We start from the raw sequence: 15,730 nt of genomic DNA, 5'->3' as shown, positions 1-15,730 counted from the left end.
CCCGATCGACCCTGGTCACATTTTGCGGGGCATGCAGTCGGCGCCGGCGGCCTTGATCGCGCTGCAAAGCCGTGCCGCATCGGCGCTGCTGGCCAGAGGGCCTGCCTGCAACCGGGTCACAGCGCCGCCTTTCACGAGGAAAAGCTGATAGGCGGAAAGGCCGGAGACCTTGCCGCGCAGGCTGCTCCAGAGCGCCTGCGCGCGACCTTCTTCGCTGAATGCGCCCAGTTGGACCCGCCACGCGCCACCTTTAGCAGCCTTGGGCGGTTCCGCGGTGCGGACTGCCGTTTTTCCAGCAGCGGTTCTGTCAGAAATCTTTGACGAAGCAGGCTTCTCGGCGTCGGGAGGGGGTGGCAAGGTTGCGGTGGCGAGCGGCGGCGGACCTTCGCGCGCCACGGGCGTAGCCGATGTCCGGCTGTTGGCGTCTGCCAGCGCCGTCACCTCTTTTGATCCCATATCCCGCGCCATTACGAGGCCCTGCTCGCGCTGCTCCGCAGGGACATATTTGTCCATCTGCTTCAGGCTCGCCGTCGCCTGCGCCAGTCCCGCGGCGGATGCGCGGTTCATCAGCGCATAGGCGCGGGGCCAGTCTTTCGGCGCAAGGTCACCGTTAAACAGCGCGGTGCCAACGATATATTGCGCGCGCGGTTCACCCCTTGCCGCCGAGCGCTGCAGATAGGGCAGGGCGCCTGCCCGGTCGCCTTGCTGGAACATCAGCAGGCCAAGATTGTCCTCCGCCCTTATGTGTCCCTGTGCTCTCGCTTTGCGATACCAGTCGAGGGCGACGGCCATGTCGGCCTTCACGCCGCGCCCCAGCTTGTATGCCTGGCCCATATTGAACTGCGCGTCCGGATCACCCGCCTGGGCAAGTGGCCGCCATGCGCCGACAGCCTTGTCATAATCTCCCTGCTGCCAGGCATCGACGCCGGCCTTTACATCGGCAAAGGCTGGCGGTGCCAGGCTTACGATCGTTGCTGCGGCCAAGATGCCCCAGATCTGCTTCATATGCATGTGCTCCTGAAAGGACAGCTCTGGCGCAGCCTATGATCCAACAAGGTTAACGGCCAATTAGCATTAAGAGGGCCATGCTTTATAGAGCTTTCCTTCCCTACATAGGGATGCGGCGATGTTAACCAATTCTTAGGCGCCGTCGTGGCACTCCAGCACGCAATTGGATTTTCTGGGGGAAACGCGCGTGCGCATACTCGCATTGGCATCGCAAAAAGGTGGGTCCGGCAAGACCACCCTGTCTGGTCACCTCGCCGTTCAGGCGCAGAGGGCCGGGGCCGGCCCAGTGGTTCTGATCGACATTGATCCGCAGGGGTCGCTATCCGACTGGTGGAACGAGCGTGAGGCGGAATATCCCGCCTTTGCCCAGACCACCGTCGCGCGTCTGGCCGCCGATCTGGAAATTCTTCGTCAGCAGGGCTTCAAGCTTGCGGTTATCGATACGCCCCCCGCCATCACCATGGCGATCCAGAGCGTGATTTCGGTTGCTGAGCTGATCGTCGTGCCGACGCGGCCTAGCCCTCATGATCTTCGCGCGGTTGGCGCTACGGTCGATCTTTGCGATCGGGCGGGCAAGCCGTTGATCTTCGTCGTCAACGCGGCGACTCCCAAGGCGCGCATTACGTCCGAAGCAGCTGTTGCACTTTCCCAGCATGGTACGGTCGCGCCGGTGACGCTGCACCATCGCACCGACTTTGCAGCGTCGATGATCGATGGACGCACGGTGATGGAGGTCGATCCCAATGGCCGCTCGGCCGGCGAGGTGACTCAGCTTTGGAGCTACGTGTCTGACCGCCTTGAAAAGAATTTCCGGCGCACGGTCTTTTCCGTGCCCAACGGTTCGGCGGGTACGCCCGGCGCCGTGCGTCCAGCGACCGGTGGCTTCGGCCGCCGGGTCGTCGGCCAGTAACAGGGAGGGAAGACATCATGGGCGAATCCAAGCCACTCGCTTCGCTGACCTCCGGGTTGCTCGCACGCAAGGGCGCTGCCCAACCTGCCATGCGCCGCCCCGTCATGGGTTTCGGCGGCCAGGCGACAGCTACCTTGTTGCAGGATGATCTTGGCTGGAACGACATGGGTTTTGACGTGACAGAGCCGGAGCCGGTCCCCGCAGAGCCTCGGGCCGTGGTCGGACTGACCCCGATGACGCAGCCGCCGGTCGCAGCTCCGGTGCCTCCCGTCGTTGTGGCGCGGAAGGAACTGACAGAGCGCATGGAGGAAGCGGTCAAGACGATTGCTCCGGCGACGCAACCGGTCAAGGGCCGCAAGGCCGCATTTACGCTCCGTCTGGACGCAGATCGCCACTTGAAGCTGCGGCTCGCCAGCGCCGTTGTGGGCCGATCGGCGCAGCAGATGGTGACCGAGGCGCTCGACATATTTCTCGCCAGCCTGCCCGACATAGACAGGCTCGCGCAGCAACTGCCGCGCGGCGAAGCGAAGTAAGGAGACACGCCCATGAAGCGCAATGCTCTTGCCAAGGCGGCATTTTCATCACTGGTGTTGGGGACGACGATGGTCGGCTGTACTGGTGCAGCCTTCCGTCCTTCCGCCATTGCGCCTGCCAAGCAGAACCCCGATCGCATTGCCGCTGCCGTAGACAAGGCGCTGGCCGACCGTGACGCCACCCGCGCTGTCGCGGCTGCCGAGGCGGCTGTGCAGGCAGCTCCCCAGGACGCAAGCTATCGCCATCTGCTGGGCCGCGCTTATGTTGCCGATGGCCGATTCGCGTCGGCTGAGACTGCGCTCGGTGACGCCATGACGTTGGGTAATCAGGATCCTCGCACCATTGTCAGCCTGGCGTTGGTCAAGGTAGCGCTCGGCAAGAGCGAAGCCGCGCGCGATCTTCTCTCGGCCCATGCCGACGTCGTTCCGGCAGGTGACTATGGGCTTGCCATCGCGATGGCAGGTGACGCGGCCGAAGGCGTCCGCATCCTGTCCGAGGCCATTCACGACCCTTCCGCCACAGCGCGTACGCGTCAGAATCTCGCTTATGCATATGCACTGGCGGGCCGGTGGAAGGATGCGCGCGTCATGGCTGGGATTGATCTGGAGCCACTCGCGGCAAATCAGCGCATCGCACAATGGGCGCAGACGGCCGCTCCCGAATTTGCACAGCAGCGCATCGCGGGCCTGATGGGCGTGACGATCAATGGCAGCGATGCCGGCCAGCCGGTTGCTCTTGCCCTCGCTCCCGAGCCCGCACCGGTCCAGTCCGCGCAGGCGCCCGAGCCGATTGTCGAGGCTGTTTCCATGGAAGTTGCCGCTATTTCGAGCCGGCAATCCGAAACCGTCCCTTCGGAGGCCTTCGCGCCGGTCGAAACGCATGATCTTGCATTTGTAGAGGGTCGGGCTCCGTTGAAGCTGGCCAGCGTCCGCCAGCCTGCAGCGGTCCGCGTACCGCTGGCTCCGCGCCGCATGCAGGCTGCGTTCATTCCTCAGGGCAAGGGCAACAGTAACTGGGTCGTTCAGCTCGGCGCTTATGAGAATGCCGCCATCGCCAAGGAAAAATGGTTCGAGATGGCCCGTCGCAATCACGTACTTTCGACGCTGCCGGTCCTTACCAGCCAGATCACGCTCAACGGCGTCAGCTATTCGCGCCTCGCCGTAAGCGGGTTCAATGATCGTCTGGAAGCGGTCGCAATGTGCCGCGCCATTCGCGCTCAGCGCGGCAGGTGCTTCGTCCGCGAAAACGTGCCTGACGCAGCGCCTCAGCGTTGGGCCGTGGCGCTCAAGCAGCGTCAGTTCGCATCGCGCTGATAGCAGGCGACTGCTGCCTGGGCCTTAAGGTCCGGGCGCATCACCGCAAATTTCCTGTGCGGGTGGCGTCAAGAGGCGTGCGCCTGCACCGGCATGCCCGCGCAAACGGGCATTGGCGGGCGATGATTTTTCAGAATATTCCGGCGATTATTACCACCCGCCAGATTGGGTGAAAGTGGCTCCCCGAGTAGGATTCGAACCTACGGCCATTCGATTAACAGTCGAATGCTCTACCGCTGAGCTATCGGGGAGCAGCCCGGCTCTCGCTAGGCAGGCCGCGCCTATAGCAGCGGGATTCTTCGGATGGCAAGGGCAGAATTGGGAATTTTTTCAGGCGATGAACTGTTCTGCGGCGATCCGGTCGTCCAGCGTATGTTCCGGGTCGAAGAGCAGCGTCAGGGGCGTGCCCCGATCAATCTGAATTTCCACCTGTGCGACATCGCGAACTTCCCGCTGATCTGCCACGGCGCTCACTGGTCGCTTGACCGGGTCAAGCACGCTGAAGCGTATTACCGTGTTTTCGGGCAGGATCGCCCCTCTCCAGCGGCGGGGGCGGAAAGGGCTGATCGGGGTCAATGCAACCAGTCCCGAACCGAGGGGCAATATGGGGCCATGGGCTGAAAGATTGTAGGCCGTGGATCCAGCGGGCGTTGCGACCAGAACGCCGTCGCACACCAGTTCTGCAAGCGCGGTCCGCCCGTTCACATGCACTTCCAGCTTTGCCGTCTGGCGTGTTTCGCGCAGCAGCGAGACTTCATTGATGGCGGGGATCGAAAAGCGTTCGCCATCGACCGTATCGACCGTCATGCGCAGTGGATTGACCTTGAACGCCTTGGCCGCCTCTATCCGCTGATCGAGCCGTTCCAGACGCCATTCATTCATCAGGAAGCCTACAGTGCCAAGGTTCATGCCGAATACCGGCATGATCCGGTGGCCTTCCAGCATCGAATGAAGCGTTTGGAGCATGAACCCATCTCCACCCAAGGCGATGATCATGTCGGCCTGCTCGACGGGCACAAAGTCATAAGCGGCGCGAAGCCGTTCCTCGGCAGCCTTGGCGGCCTGGGTCGGAGAGGCGAGCAGCGCCCGCCGCGGTTCCTGGCTCATCCGCCGGTCACGCTCATATGCCGGAGGACGGCGGCGGGCGCGCCGGCGCCTATGCGGAAGTCATGGGCAGCGGGTTTCAGGCGCAGCGCCCGATCGATCAGCGGCCCGACCGCGTCAAGTCCGCCTTCGCGAAAGGCGCTCTTGAGGTCAACATGATCCTCGTGCCCCAGACACATGAAGATTTTCCCCTCACAGGTCATTCGCATGCGGTTGCAGTCCGCGCAGAAATTATTGGTAAGCGGGGTGATTAGGCCCAGCCGCGCTTTCAGGCCATCCACCGCGTGATACCGCGAGGGGCCCCCGGTTCGATGCGCAAGCGGCCAAAGCTCATGATGCTCCCGCAACTGGTCTACGATCTTCGTCAACGGCAGATAATGATCCGTCCGGTCCTCACCGGTTTCACCCAGCGGCATCGTTTCAATGAGGGTAAGGTCAAAGCCCTGCTGGTCGCACCAATAGAGCATCGGCAGGATTTCATCCTCATTGACGCCCTTCAATGCCACCATGTTGATCTTGACGGCCAGCCCGCTCGCCTTGGCTGCCGCAAGACCTTCCTGTACCGACCGGATATCGCCATTGCGGGTCACATGGGCGAAGCGTTCCGGATCGCGGCTATCCAGGCTGACGTTGATCCGCCGTATGCCAGCATCAAATAACGCATCCGCATGCTGGGCAAGCCTGGTGCCGTTTGTCGTCAGCGTCAGCTCATCCAGTCCATCGCCCAGATGCCGCCCAATGCGGCGGACAAGATCGACAATGTCGCGTCGTACCAGTGGTTCGCCGCCTGTCAGCCGGATCTTGCGGATGCCGCGGCTGATGAAGAGATCGGCGATCAGAGCAATCTCTTCCAGCGTCAACACCTGGTCTTTGGGCAGAAAGCTCATCCGCTCCGCCATGCAATAGCGGCAGCGCAGGTCGCAGCGATCCGTTACCGAAATCCGCAAATAGCTGATCCGGCGGCCCAGCGCATCGGTGAGGCCGTTGCGCACAAGATCGGGCTTGTTCATGCGGGACTAGCTAAGCCATGGCAAACTTCCGCGCAAGCACTGCCGGTTGCAGCATCGTGAACGGGTCGCTAACCCGTAGCTGTTATCTGCCGCCATGCGCTGCCCCTTAGGAGTTTCAATGTGAGCGGTGAGACCGCACTGCCCGGCCAGCGCAGCCTTTTCATTCTGTCTCCCGGCGATCGTGACGGCCTGTCCGATGCGGCTCGTCGGGCAGGTTGGCGTGTGATTGCCGCCAGGCGCCCGACCGACGCGGCGCAACGCTTCCTGCATAGCGATGCGCAGATCGCGATGGTCGATATGCGGGACGCGTCCGATGGGGACAGCCGGCTGATCGGCTCTATCGTTCCAGCGGTGGAGGCGGGCGGCGGCGCGCTAATTGCGTTGCTCGACATAAGCATGCTGGATTCTGCTCCGCGGCTGTTCGAGGCTGGGGCCACCCATTTTCTTGCAGTTCCTTTCTCGCCAGAACAGTTGCGCGCTACGCTTGGTTCAGCTCAGCGGCTGGTGGATCGCATTGGAGGAGGCGTCACCCACAGCCAGCGCGCCCAACGCATCCGTCGCGGCGACGCATTATTCTGGGAACTTGACAAGGGCGGGGGTGCGGTTCGGCTTAGCGACAATCTTGCCCGGCATTTGGGGCTCGACTCCCAACTTATAAGTCCCGCGCTTTTCGTCCGCTGCCTGCCCCGTTCGGAGCGCCGGTCGGTGATGGCGGTGTTGCGGGGCATGATGCGGTCGGGTCGGGCCGAGGCCTTCGCTCACGTCGCTCCGGGTCGTCCAGACGACCGGCTCGTCCATCACCTTCGCCTGGTTGACGGGACCGTGGCGGCCGATGTCGAATGGCTGTCCGAGGCGCATGGTCATGACGGTGCGGGCCGCGACGACCTCACCGGGCTGCGATCCCGCCAGGCCGCTCTTGATTGGCTGGATAAGCGAGCCGGTCTGCCGACGACCATCCTGCTGCTGTCCATCAGCCAGTTTGACCGTATGAATGCCGCTTATGGGGAGGTGGTTGGCGATGCACTGCTGGGCCGCATCGCTCGCCGAATCGAACGGATGGCCGCCGATGCCGCGCCCGGCGCTATCGTCGCGCGCATCGCGGGCACGGAGTTTCTTGTCGGCTTGACCGGCGAGGCGGCGGCCAGCGATCACGCGACCTTGCTTGCGCGTCAGCTTATCGGCGCGATCGGCCGTCCGTTCAGTGCTGGCGATCATCTTATCCGGCTGACGGCGCGCTGCGGCATCGCACAGTCGCGTGCCGATGACGACGCCACGCGCCTGCTCCGCCGCGCTGGCACGGCTCTGGCCGATGCCAGGGCGGGCGGTGGGGAGGGTATCCGCATCTTCTCAGCCGAAAAGCGCAGTCGGCAGGTGGATGCCGATCAGCTGGAAACCGATCTTCGCCTGGCGCTGGACCGAGGCGAGATCGGCATCGTTTTTCAGCCTCAATATCCGGTGGATGGCATTCACATGACCGGGGTGGAGGCCTTGGCGCGCTGGAACCATCCGCAATATGGCGCGCTTGGCGCAGGGATGCTCTTCGCCACGGCTGAGCGATCCGACTATATGCTCCCGCTGTCGGCCCACATTCAGGCCGAAGCTCTTCGTCAAGCGGCGGAGTGGCCCCGTGCGCTTTCACATCTGCGGCTGTCGATAAATGTTACCGCCGCCGACATCGCGCAGCCCGGCTTCCTGGGGCAGTTTCTCGCCCTGGTGGATGCAAGCGGATTCCCGCGTGCGAGGTTGACGGTGGAGATTACCGAAAGCGGCCTTATCGAAAATGTTGGCGCCGCGACGGCGCTGCTTACCGCGCTGCGCGCAGAGGGGCTTGCAGTGGCCGTCGATGACTTTGGCACCGGCTATTCCAGTCTCGCTTACCTCAAAAGCTTGCCGCTGGATTATCTGAAGATCGATAGCGGATTGGCGCAGGACATAGCCGGGACGGCGCGGGATCGCATCATCGTGCGCGGCGTCATCCACATGGCCAAGTCCCTGGGCCTGGCCGTAATTGCCGAAGGCGTGGAAACGCAACAGCAGCTCGATTTGCTCGCTCGCGAGGGGTGTGACTATTATCAGGGCTTTTTACGTTCTGCGGGTATTTCGTCGGCGGATCTCGTGGCGATGGCGCTGAAAACGTAATCCCCGTTCGGCTGCTGGTAGATATGAAAGCAGAGCGACGGGCGAGAGGCTAAAGAGCCAGGCCCACCCGCCCTATGAGCCTTGCACCTGCGTGACGTGACATGGGTCCATCGATGCTGCTGTTGGCGTAGCGAACCCCGGCAAACCAGCGTCCCTTCAAATAGTCGACGCTGATGCCATGGTCCCAGTAAACGCCGTCAGGCCGGAGGCGTGCTGCCTGAACAGGATCGCGCACATCACCGGACGACCGTCCAATTCGTCCCGAAATCGTGAATGGCGTTCCGGGTACGCCAACCATCGCCAAAGCCGAGAGATAGAGATTCTCTCCCCCGATGGAGGGTTGTCGCGGCGCGTAGCTCGCGTTCAGATCGACATTTGCCGGGCCGATCAGAAAGCCGACGCCTCCACCAACCTCGCCATAACCCTGACCCGATGCGCCGGGAAACAGATGGTAGCGCGCCTCTGCCGACAGCCTCCATCCGTCAATCTGCCTGACATAGCTTCCTCCCAGATCCAAGACGGCTTCCGCGCCGCCATGCCGGCTACTTCCCCACAGGGAAACGGCTGTGCCGTCGAGGCTGAACCCCTGCGCCACCGGCACCGAAACAGACCCGCGCAGCACGGGATCGCCGTCACTCCAGCTTAGGCCCCGTCGCCGTTCGTCGCTGGCGGCCTCAATCGTGGCTGACACTCCTTGCGCATATTGCGCGCGAACGGGGGAGGCGCTGGCGCAGGCGATCAGTCCCGCCACCAGCGCCAGCCGGATTTCAGTTCGAGGCAAGGTTGCGAACGGCATCAAGCTCGGCCAGCAAGGGCGCGCGGTCCTTTTCGGCCACGGCGATCAAGTGATCGCGGATCGCCATATCGTGCCGCGCCAGATTGCGCGCGCCAGGTTGGCGTCCGGGCGTACATGCGCCCGCCTCGCTACCGGAAAACCGCTTGTCGGTAGAAACCGTGCGGCCCAGTGCCGGACCGTGACCAAGCGCCCGATCAACCACGATCGTTGCGGTCCACTGACAACGCTGCGTATCCATACGGTTCGGCGTTCTTGCGCCCACGGTCTTGTGGCGAAACTCCGCCCGCGCGCTGTAGGTCGCCGTTACCGGCGTCCCCCCGTGGTCGATCTGAACGCTATGTGTGGCTTGGGGCGTGGCGGCTGCCGCAGCCATCGCCATAAGAGTCAAACTCATTTCAGTCTCCTGCTTGATGCCGGGCTTTGCTGCCTGGTCATCGCGACCGGATTTAGGTTGCGACCATTGCTGAAACTTTGCTGGCCCGTGAAGAACTCTTGTCGCTGGCGGAGGCCGCGCCTGGCGCTCTATCCTGCCGCCTTTGCGAGCCCCTTCGACAATTGCAACGCGCCATTCAATCGCGCGGCGGGATCAGCCCAGGCCCTGTTTACCACGACCTTGCTATCCGGCCGCAACCGCGCGACGCCGTCCAGCCGCTGAATATATGAGACGAGTCCCGCAGGGTTGGGAAAACGATCTTCAAAAAAGCTGACCAGCGCACCCTTCGGGCCGACGTCGATCTTCGCGATATTGGCTGCGACGCAATTCTGCTTGATCTCTATGATCTTGAAAAGATTCTGGGTTGGTGCGGGCAGTTTTCCGAACCGGTCGATCAACTCGGCGGCGAACGCCTCCAGCCCCTGACGATCTTCGACCTCGTTCAGGCGGCGGTACAGACCCATGCGCAGGTCCAGATCCGGCACATACTCCTCCGGGATGAGGATTGGCGCGTCCACGCTGATTTGCGGGGAGAAGCTTTCCCGCCTTTCGATACCGGCCCCGCCGGCCTTTGCTTCGAGAATGGCATCCTCCAGCATCGACTGATAAAGTTCGAACCCGACTTCCTTGATATGGCCGGATTGCTCGTCGCCCACGAGGTTTCCCGCACCACGAATGTCAAGATCATGGCTGGCCAGCTGGAAGCCCGCCCCCAGTGTATCCAGGTCGGACAGCACCTTAAGTCGTTTCTCCGCCGTTTCGGTGATGACCCGGTTCGCGGGCGTCGTGAAATAGGCATAGGCCCGCGTCTTGGCCCGGCCCACGCGCCCGCGCAACTGATAGAGCTGCGCCAACCCGAACCGATCCGCGCGGTGGATGATGAGCGTGTTGGCAGAGGGGATATCAAGGCCGCTCTCCACGATCGTGGTCGAGAGGAGCACATCATATCGTTTGTCGTAGAAGGCCGACATGCGCTCCTCGACCTCGCCAGCCGACATTTGGCCGTGGGCCACCACGGGTCGCACCTCGGGCACCTCGGTCCGCAGGAACTCCTCTATTTCGGTCAGGTCGGCGATGCGCGGGACCACGAAGAAGCTTTGCCCCCCTCGATAATGTTCGCGTAGCAGAGCCTCGCGGATCACGACCCCGTCCCAGGGCATGATATAGGTGCGTACCGCCAGACGATCGACCGGCGGGGTCTGGATGACGGACAATTCCCGCAATCCCGACATAGCCATCTGCAAGGTTCGGGGGATCGGCGTCGCAGTCAGCGTCAGCACATGCACATCGGTCTTGAGGCTCTTGAGCCGCTCCTTGTGAGTGACGCCGAACCGTTGTTCCTCATCGACAATGACAAGGCCAAGCCGTTTGAATTCTAGACCCTTGGCGAGCAGTGCATGGGTGCCGACGACAATGTCGATGGTCCCATCGGCAAGGCCCGCCTTCACTGCCTTGGCCTCCTTGTCCGGGACCAGACGCGACAAGCGCCCGATATTCACGGGAAAGCCCCGAAAGCGCTCTTCGAAATTCATATGATGCTGACGGGCAAGCAGGGTGGTCGGGCAGATCAACACAACCTGCATCCCGGCCATCGCCGCGACGAAGGCAGCACGCAGGGCGACTTCGGTCTTGCCGAACCCGACGTCGCCGCACACCAACCGGTCCATCGGACGGCCTGCTCCCAGATCCTCGATCACATCGCTGATCGCGCGATCCTGATCTTCGGTTTCCTGATAGGGGAAGCGATCTACGAACGCTGGATAGCCGGCACTATCGGGTTCTGCCACGGTCGCTGCGCGAAGGGCGCGCTCCGCAGCTGTCTTGAGCAATTCACCCGCAATCTCGCGGATGCGCTCCTTCATCTTCGCCTTACGCCGCTGCCACGCCTCGCCGCCCAGCTTGTCAAGGCTCACGCCTTCGCTGTCGGAACCATAGCGGGAGAGAACCTCCAGATTCTCCACCGGCACGTAGAGCTTGTCGCCCCCCGCATATTCCAGCGCAACGCAGTCATGCGCGGCCTTGGCGACCGGGATCTGGGTCAGCCCTTCATAACGGCCGATGCCGTGATCCATATGCACGACCAGATCGCCCGGCGAGAGCGTCGCCAGCTCCGCGAGGAAGGCGTCGGCGCTCTTCTTCCGCTTGGCACGTCGCACCAGCCGGTCACCCAACATGTCCTGTTCGGTCAGCACCGCCACATCCGGCGCCGTGAAGCCATGATCCAGCGGCAGGACCGTCAGCACGGTGCTGCCGGCGGCGGCGACGCCCAGCGCCTCCTGCCAGCTATCTGCGGCGGCAACCCGTTTCAGCCCATGATCGATGAGCAGCCCCGAAAGTCGTTCCCGCGCCCCTACGGAATAGCTGGCGATGACGACCTTCTTCTTGGCCTTGTGGAGGGAGGCAATGTGTTTCCCTACCGCCTCATAGACATTGGCGTTCTGCGCCCGCTCCGGCGCGAAATCGCGTGGCCCGTCCACTTCGAAATCGAGGACGGTCGCGCTTTCCGGTTCGTGAAAGGGCGTTGTTTCGTGCATGGGCCAGTCGCGCACGATCCCGGCCCATTCCTCCGCATCCAGATAAAGCGCCCTGGGCTCCAGCGGCCGATAGGCGCCCGGATCAGAGGATTTCGCCTGTACTCGATTGGCGTGATAGTCGCGGATCGCTTCGAACCGGGCGTCCGCCGATCCGGGCACCCCATGGTCGAGCACGACGACCGTATCGCCGCCCAGATGCTCGGTCATCGGCACCAGCCGTTCCTCGAACAGCGGCAGCCAGTGTTCCATCCCCGCAAGCCGTCGCCCGTCGCTCACCGCCTGATAGAGCGGATCGCCCGTAGCTGTCGCCCCGAACGTCTCGCGATAGCGACCCCGGAAGCGCTTGATCGTCTCCTCATCGAGCAGCGCCTCCGAAGCGGGGAGGAGGGTGAAGCCCTCCACGCTCCCGCTGGTTCTTTGGTCGGCGGGATCGAAGCGGCGCACCGTCTCAATTTCGTCCCCGAAGAAGTCGAGTCGCAACGGCTGCTCCTCACCCCCGGGGAACAGATCGACGATGCCGCCGCGAATCGCAAACTCGCCCCGATCATGCACCGTATCGGTCCGCACATAGCCGTTGGCCTGCAACATTTCGGCCAGCCGCGAAATCGCGATCCGCTCCTTGGGCGCGAGCTTGGCTACCAGTTGTCGGACGCGGAAGGGCGTCAGCGTGCGCTGCGTCAGGGCATTGAGCGTGGTCAGGACAAGCTGCGGCCCCTTCGGCTCGCCTTGAAGCGCATAAAGCCCCGCCAACCGCGCAGAAGCCGTACGCAGCGAAGGACTTGCCCGGTCATAAGGCAGACAGTCCCAGGCTGGTATCTCGACAATCTCAATTTCCGGGGCGAAATAGTGCGCGGTATCCGCCACCGCCCGCATAAGTTGCTCGTCGGGTGCGACAAACATGGCTCGCCCAGGCGCAGCCCGGGCTATGTCCGCCAGCAACCAAGGCTGAAACCCGGCCGGCACGCCCGAAAGAGTGATGGGAGATTTCGCTTTGAGGATTTTCAGAAGATCGGTCATTTACTTCTCGGTTCCCCTCCCACTTGGGGAAAGGGTGAGGGGAGGCATGTCAGCGTGCGGCCGGAAGCCTATTTCTTCCCGATTTCGACAAAATCCAGCTTCGCGAATTTGTCCCACATAGGTCCCTGCCACTCAGCTGGCACGGGCAATGTCCCCATCGCCCACGCCATGATGTCCGCATCCTGTTCATCCATGAACCGCTCGAACCATTGAATTTCTTCTTCGCTCCATGTGTCATGATAGCGATCGAAGAATCCGCCCACCGCCAGATCCGCTTCTTTTATGCCGCGGTGCCAGGCGCGGAACTGCAGGCGGCGGATGCGGGGATCTTCGTTCACAATTTGTTCCTTGATCGAACATGCCGAATTTGCCGATCGGATGTTTGAACCACCGTCCCGGCTGGGCTAGATGGCGTCAGATAGACATGCGCCCAGATATCCTCAACCCACTCTTCGCCGAAATAGAAGCGCTCAAGGGCGTAGGCCCTGCGCTTGCCAAGCCGTTGGAGCGGCTTGGGCTTGCCCGCGCTGTTGATGTGGCCTTTCACCTGCCGGTCAGCTTCATCGACCGGCGAATGGTAGATGAACTAGCCTCTGGCGACGCTGGGCGAGTGATCGGCATCGAACTCACCCCCGTCGATTATCGGGCCTCTGGCAGCGCACGGGCCCCTTTTCGTGTTATCGCGCAGGATAGCCATGGCAACACATGTGCGTTGGTCTATTTCGGCAAGAATAGCGGCTGGCCCCGCAAATTGCTTCCGCTGAACGAACCCAAATTCATCTCGGGCAAGCTGGAAGCCTATGGCGAGAATCTTCAGATCGTCCATCCAGATTATGTCCTGCCGCCGGAAGAAGCCGCAACCATTCCGGCGCGCGAGCCGGTTTATGGCCTTTCCGAAGGTCTCACCAACAATCGTATGCGCGACTTTGTGGTGCAGGCGCTGGCGCGTGCGCCCGAACTTCCGGAGTGGATAGAACCAAGCCTGCTCGCACGGAAAGGTTGGCCGTCTTGGCGGGAGGCTTTGACTCGGATCCACGCCGATCCTTCCGACGCGCAAGCGCGCGAGCGCCTTGCCTATGACGAAATCTTCGCGGGACAACTCGCACTGATGCTGGTCCGGCAGTCGTCTCGCAAGCGCAGGGGTCTATCCATCGCGGGGGATGGCCGCCTGCGCGCCATGTTGAAACTGCCCTTCGCCCCCACCGGCGCCCAACGGCGCGCCTTTGGGGAAATTGAAGGCGACATGGCCCAGTCGGTGCCAATGCTCCGGCTGCTCCAGGGCGATGTGGGGTCGGGCAAGACGCTGGTCGCCCTGATGGCGCTGCTCAACACGGTGGAGGCGGGCGCTCAGGGCGCATTGCTCGCTCCTACCGAAATCCTCGCCCGGCAGCATTATGAGACGCTGCGCAAGATGGCGTCGGGGCTTCCGGTCACGATCGCCATCCTCACTGGGCGCGAAAAGGGCCGGACGCGCGAGTCTACGCTGATGGGCCTGGCGGATGGGAGCATCGATATCCTTGTCGGCACCCACGCCATTTTTCAGGATGCCGTGCGCTACAGGAATCTCGCGCTTTCTGTAATCGATGAACAGCATCGCTTCGGCGTCGCCCAGCGGATGATGCTGTCCGCCAAGGCCGAACGCACACCTCATCTGCTGGTGATGACCGCCACGCCGATCCCCCGCACGCTGACGCTCACCTATTATGGCGAGATGGACGTTTCTCGCCTGGACGAGATGCCGCCGGGCCGACAGCCAATCCAAACCGTAGTGATGTCCGCCAACCGGCTGGACGAGGTGGTCGATGCCCTGGCTCGCCATGTGGAAGGCGGCGGCCAGGCCTATTGGGTGTGTCCTTTGGTGGAGGAAAGCGAAAAGAGCGATCTTGCTGCCGCAGAAGCGCGGTCCGAGATGCTCAGGATGCGGTTCGGCGATCGCGTCGGGTTGGTCCATGGCCGCATGAAAGGCCCGGACAAGGATGCTGCGATGGAGGCGTTCGCCGCCAATCGGACGCAGATACTTGTCGCCACCACCGTGATCGAAGTTGGCGTCGATGTCCCCAATTCCAGCCTCATCATCATCGAAGGCGCTGACCGCTTCGGACTTGCGCAACTGCACCAGTTGAGAGGTCGGGTGGGACGCGGCCAGAACCACAGCGTCTGCATTCTGTTGCGCGGCGGCGCGCTGTCGGAAACATCCAGGGCGCGGCTTGCCTTGATGCGGGAAACCAATGATGGCTTCCGCATCGCCGAAGAAGATTTGCGGTTGCGGGGAGCAGGCGAAATCCTGGGCACGCGTCAGTCCGGCGAGCAGCAGTTGAAGATCGCGACACCCGAGCATCTCTCCGCCCTGCTCGATGCGGCCCGCGATGATGCGCGACTGCTTATCGACCGTGATGGCGGTCTGGACGAAGCGCGAGGTCAGGCGGCCAGGACATGCCTCTATTTGTTCGAGCGTGACGCTGCGGTCGGGTTGCTTCGCAGCGGCTGATTTTAGGAGTGCCAGTCTTACCCAATAGGTGTGCGCGCGGCCTTACCAAGCCGTCTGGCGCGGCGGGATGAGCGAGAGCATCGATTCGTAAATCCTCGGCTGGATGGGAGCGCAAAACTCCATGCCGACCCGGCCATCCTCAGCCCAGCGCACCTCCGCCTGAACGTCCTTTATCATCGGCAGCCACACTGACACGCGCTCGCCGATCAACAGTTCAGCATCGGACCGGCACATCAGTCCAAGCTCGGAAATATTGATAACCCTGATGCCGTGGGTGCGCCCTCGCGCCGTGATATGGCTGACCATATCCACCAGTACGCGCGCCGCGCGGCGCTGATTGATGGAAGGATCCCGTGAACGGGCGACCTGAGCGAGGCTGGCGAGCACCGAAGACATGAATGAAACGTACGGTTGAAACGGTCGCTTCCGTCTTAAGGGATATGC

13 protein-coding genes and 1 tRNA gene are annotated in these 15,730 nt (G+C 62.6%); 5 read left to right on the top strand and 9 right to left on the bottom strand.

The annotated features are described in order from the left end of the window. Positions 1 to 15: 15 nt before the first annotated feature. Positions 16 to 1,011, bottom strand: coding sequence for an SPOR domain-containing protein (locus B6S01_RS02590; RefSeq protein WP_037463129.1), 996 nt, complete (start codon positions 1,009 to 1,011; stop codon positions 16 to 18). Positions 1,012 to 1,195: 184 nt separating this feature from the next. Between B6S01_RS02590 and B6S01_RS02585 the strand changes: the two genes are divergently transcribed. Genes B6S01_RS02585 through B6S01_RS02575 form a run of 3 tightly spaced genes read left to right on the top strand, consistent with a single transcriptional unit; the run spans position 1,196 to position 3,765 of the window. Continuing rightward, the gene (locus tag B6S01_RS02585) at positions 1,196 to 1,918 is read left to right on the top strand and encodes a ParA family protein (RefSeq protein ID WP_037463207.1); all 723 of its coding nucleotides are present in this window, start codon (positions 1,196 to 1,198) and stop codon (positions 1,916 to 1,918) included. Positions 1,919 to 1,935: 17 nt separating this feature from the next. Beyond that, positions 1,936 to 2,451, top strand: coding sequence for a hypothetical protein (locus tag B6S01_RS02580; RefSeq protein WP_037463128.1), 516 nt, complete (start codon positions 1,936 to 1,938; stop codon positions 2,449 to 2,451). Positions 2,452 to 2,463: 12 nt separating this feature from the next. Then, positions 2,464 to 3,765 (top strand): SPOR domain-containing protein, encoded by a 1,302-nt coding sequence (locus B6S01_RS02575; RefSeq protein ID WP_037463126.1) that lies wholly within the window; start codon positions 2,464 to 2,466, stop codon positions 3,763 to 3,765. Between the two features lie 176 nt (positions 3,766 to 3,941). Here the strand turns inward: B6S01_RS02575 and B6S01_RS02570 are convergent. The 3 genes from B6S01_RS02570 to moaA all read right to left on the bottom strand — a co-directional run bounded on the left by B6S01_RS02570 (position 3,942) and on the right by moaA (position 5,879). Beyond that, a tRNA-Asn gene (locus tag B6S01_RS02570) sits at positions 3,942 to 4,016 on the bottom strand. Between the two features lie 79 nt (positions 4,017 to 4,095). Beyond that, positions 4,096 to 4,872: an NAD kinase gene (locus B6S01_RS02565; RefSeq protein WP_037463123.1), complete on the bottom strand. Its 777-nt coding sequence runs from the start codon at positions 4,870 to 4,872 to the stop codon at positions 4,096 to 4,098. After that, positions 4,869 to 5,879: a GTP 3',8-cyclase MoaA gene (gene moaA, locus B6S01_RS02560; RefSeq protein ID WP_037463121.1), complete on the bottom strand. Its 1,011-nt coding sequence runs from the start codon at positions 5,877 to 5,879 to the stop codon at positions 4,869 to 4,871. Before moaA ends, B6S01_RS02565 begins: the two co-directional genes overlap by 4 nt. A 120-nt stretch (positions 5,880 to 5,999) precedes the next feature. On the opposite strand from moaA, the gene B6S01_RS02555 reads away from it, so the two are divergent. Beyond that, positions 6,000 to 8,018 (top strand): putative bifunctional diguanylate cyclase/phosphodiesterase, encoded by a 2,019-nt coding sequence (locus B6S01_RS02555; RefSeq protein WP_037463120.1) that lies wholly within the window; start codon positions 6,000 to 6,002, stop codon positions 8,016 to 8,018. Between the two features lie 49 nt (positions 8,019 to 8,067). On the opposite strand, the gene B6S01_RS02550 is transcribed toward B6S01_RS02555, so the two are convergent. From B6S01_RS02550 to B6S01_RS02535, 4 genes are all read right to left on the bottom strand, one after another. After that, positions 8,068 to 8,814, bottom strand: a complete 747-nt coding sequence (locus B6S01_RS02550; protein ID WP_094182598.1) for a TorF family putative porin — start codon at positions 8,812 to 8,814, stop codon at positions 8,068 to 8,070. Beyond that, the gene (locus B6S01_RS02545; RefSeq protein ID WP_037463117.1) at positions 8,786 to 9,208 is read right to left on the bottom strand and encodes a hypothetical protein; all 423 of its coding nucleotides are present in this window, start codon (positions 9,206 to 9,208) and stop codon (positions 8,786 to 8,788) included. Before B6S01_RS02545 ends, B6S01_RS02550 begins: the two co-directional genes overlap by 29 nt. A gap of 128 nt (positions 9,209 to 9,336) precedes the next feature. Further along, on the bottom strand, positions 9,337 to 12,798 hold the full coding sequence (gene mfd / locus B6S01_RS02540) for a transcription-repair coupling factor (protein WP_037463115.1): 3,462 nt from the start codon (positions 12,796 to 12,798) through the stop codon (positions 9,337 to 9,339). Between the two features lie 68 nt (positions 12,799 to 12,866). Beyond that, the gene (locus B6S01_RS02535; protein ID WP_037463113.1) at positions 12,867 to 13,136 is read right to left on the bottom strand and encodes an FAD assembly factor SdhE; all 270 of its coding nucleotides are present in this window, start codon (positions 13,134 to 13,136) and stop codon (positions 12,867 to 12,869) included. Positions 13,137 to 13,222: 86 nt separating this feature from the next. Here B6S01_RS02535 and recG point away from each other — a divergent pair, with 86 nt between their 5' ends. Then, positions 13,223 to 15,286, top strand: a complete 2,064-nt coding sequence (gene recG / locus B6S01_RS02530) for an ATP-dependent DNA helicase RecG (protein WP_037463111.1) — start codon at positions 13,223 to 13,225, stop codon at positions 15,284 to 15,286. A 42-nt stretch (positions 15,287 to 15,328) separates the two neighbouring features. Here recG and B6S01_RS02525 read toward each other — a convergent pair whose 3' ends face one another. Beyond that, entirely contained in the window at positions 15,329 to 15,682 is a 354-nt protein-coding gene (locus B6S01_RS02525; RefSeq protein ID WP_037463108.1) for a PilZ domain-containing protein, read from the bottom strand. Between the last annotated feature and the right edge of the window lie 48 nt (positions 15,683 to 15,730).

It is taken from the genome of Sphingobium herbicidovorans (assembly GCF_002080435.1).
Taxonomy (GTDB): Bacteria; Pseudomonadota; Alphaproteobacteria; order Sphingomonadales; family Sphingomonadaceae; genus Sphingobium; species Sphingobium herbicidovorans.
Note: the sequence above shows the minus strand (reverse complement) of the source record. Positions and strands in the feature narration are given on the sequence as shown.

Bases quoted from the DNA above. Each gene is read 5' to 3' on its own strand.
- moaA (WP_037463121.1), bottom strand. From the start codon at position 5,879: ATGAACAAGCCCGATCTTGTGCGCAACGGCCTCACCGATGCGCTGGGC.
- B6S01_RS02565 (WP_037463123.1), bottom strand. From the start codon at position 4,872: ATGAGCCAGGAACCGCGGCGGGCGCTGCTCGCCTCTCCGACCCAGGCC.
- B6S01_RS02575 (WP_037463126.1), top strand. From the start codon at position 2,464: ATGAAGCGCAATGCTCTTGCCAAGGCGGCATTTTCATCACTGGTGTTG.
- B6S01_RS02545 (WP_037463117.1), bottom strand. From the start codon at position 9,208: ATGAGTTTGACTCTTATGGCGATGGCTGCGGCAGCCGCCACGCCCCAA.
- B6S01_RS02590 (WP_037463129.1), bottom strand. From the start codon at position 1,011: ATGCATATGAAGCAGATCTGGGGCATCTTGGCCGCAGCAACGATCGTA.
- B6S01_RS02550 (WP_094182598.1), bottom strand. From the start codon at position 8,814: ATGCCGTTCGCAACCTTGCCTCGAACTGAAATCCGGCTGGCGCTGGTG.
- B6S01_RS02525 (WP_037463108.1), bottom strand. From the start codon at position 15,682: ATGTCTTCGGTGCTCGCCAGCCTCGCTCAGGTCGCCCGTTCACGGGAT.
- recG (WP_037463111.1), top strand. From the start codon at position 13,223: ATGCGCCCAGATATCCTCAACCCACTCTTCGCCGAAATAGAAGCGCTC.
- mfd (WP_037463115.1), bottom strand. From the start codon at position 12,798: ATGACCGATCTTCTGAAAATCCTCAAAGCGAAATCTCCCATCACTCTT.
- B6S01_RS02580 (WP_037463128.1), top strand. From the start codon at position 1,936: ATGGGCGAATCCAAGCCACTCGCTTCGCTGACCTCCGGGTTGCTCGCA.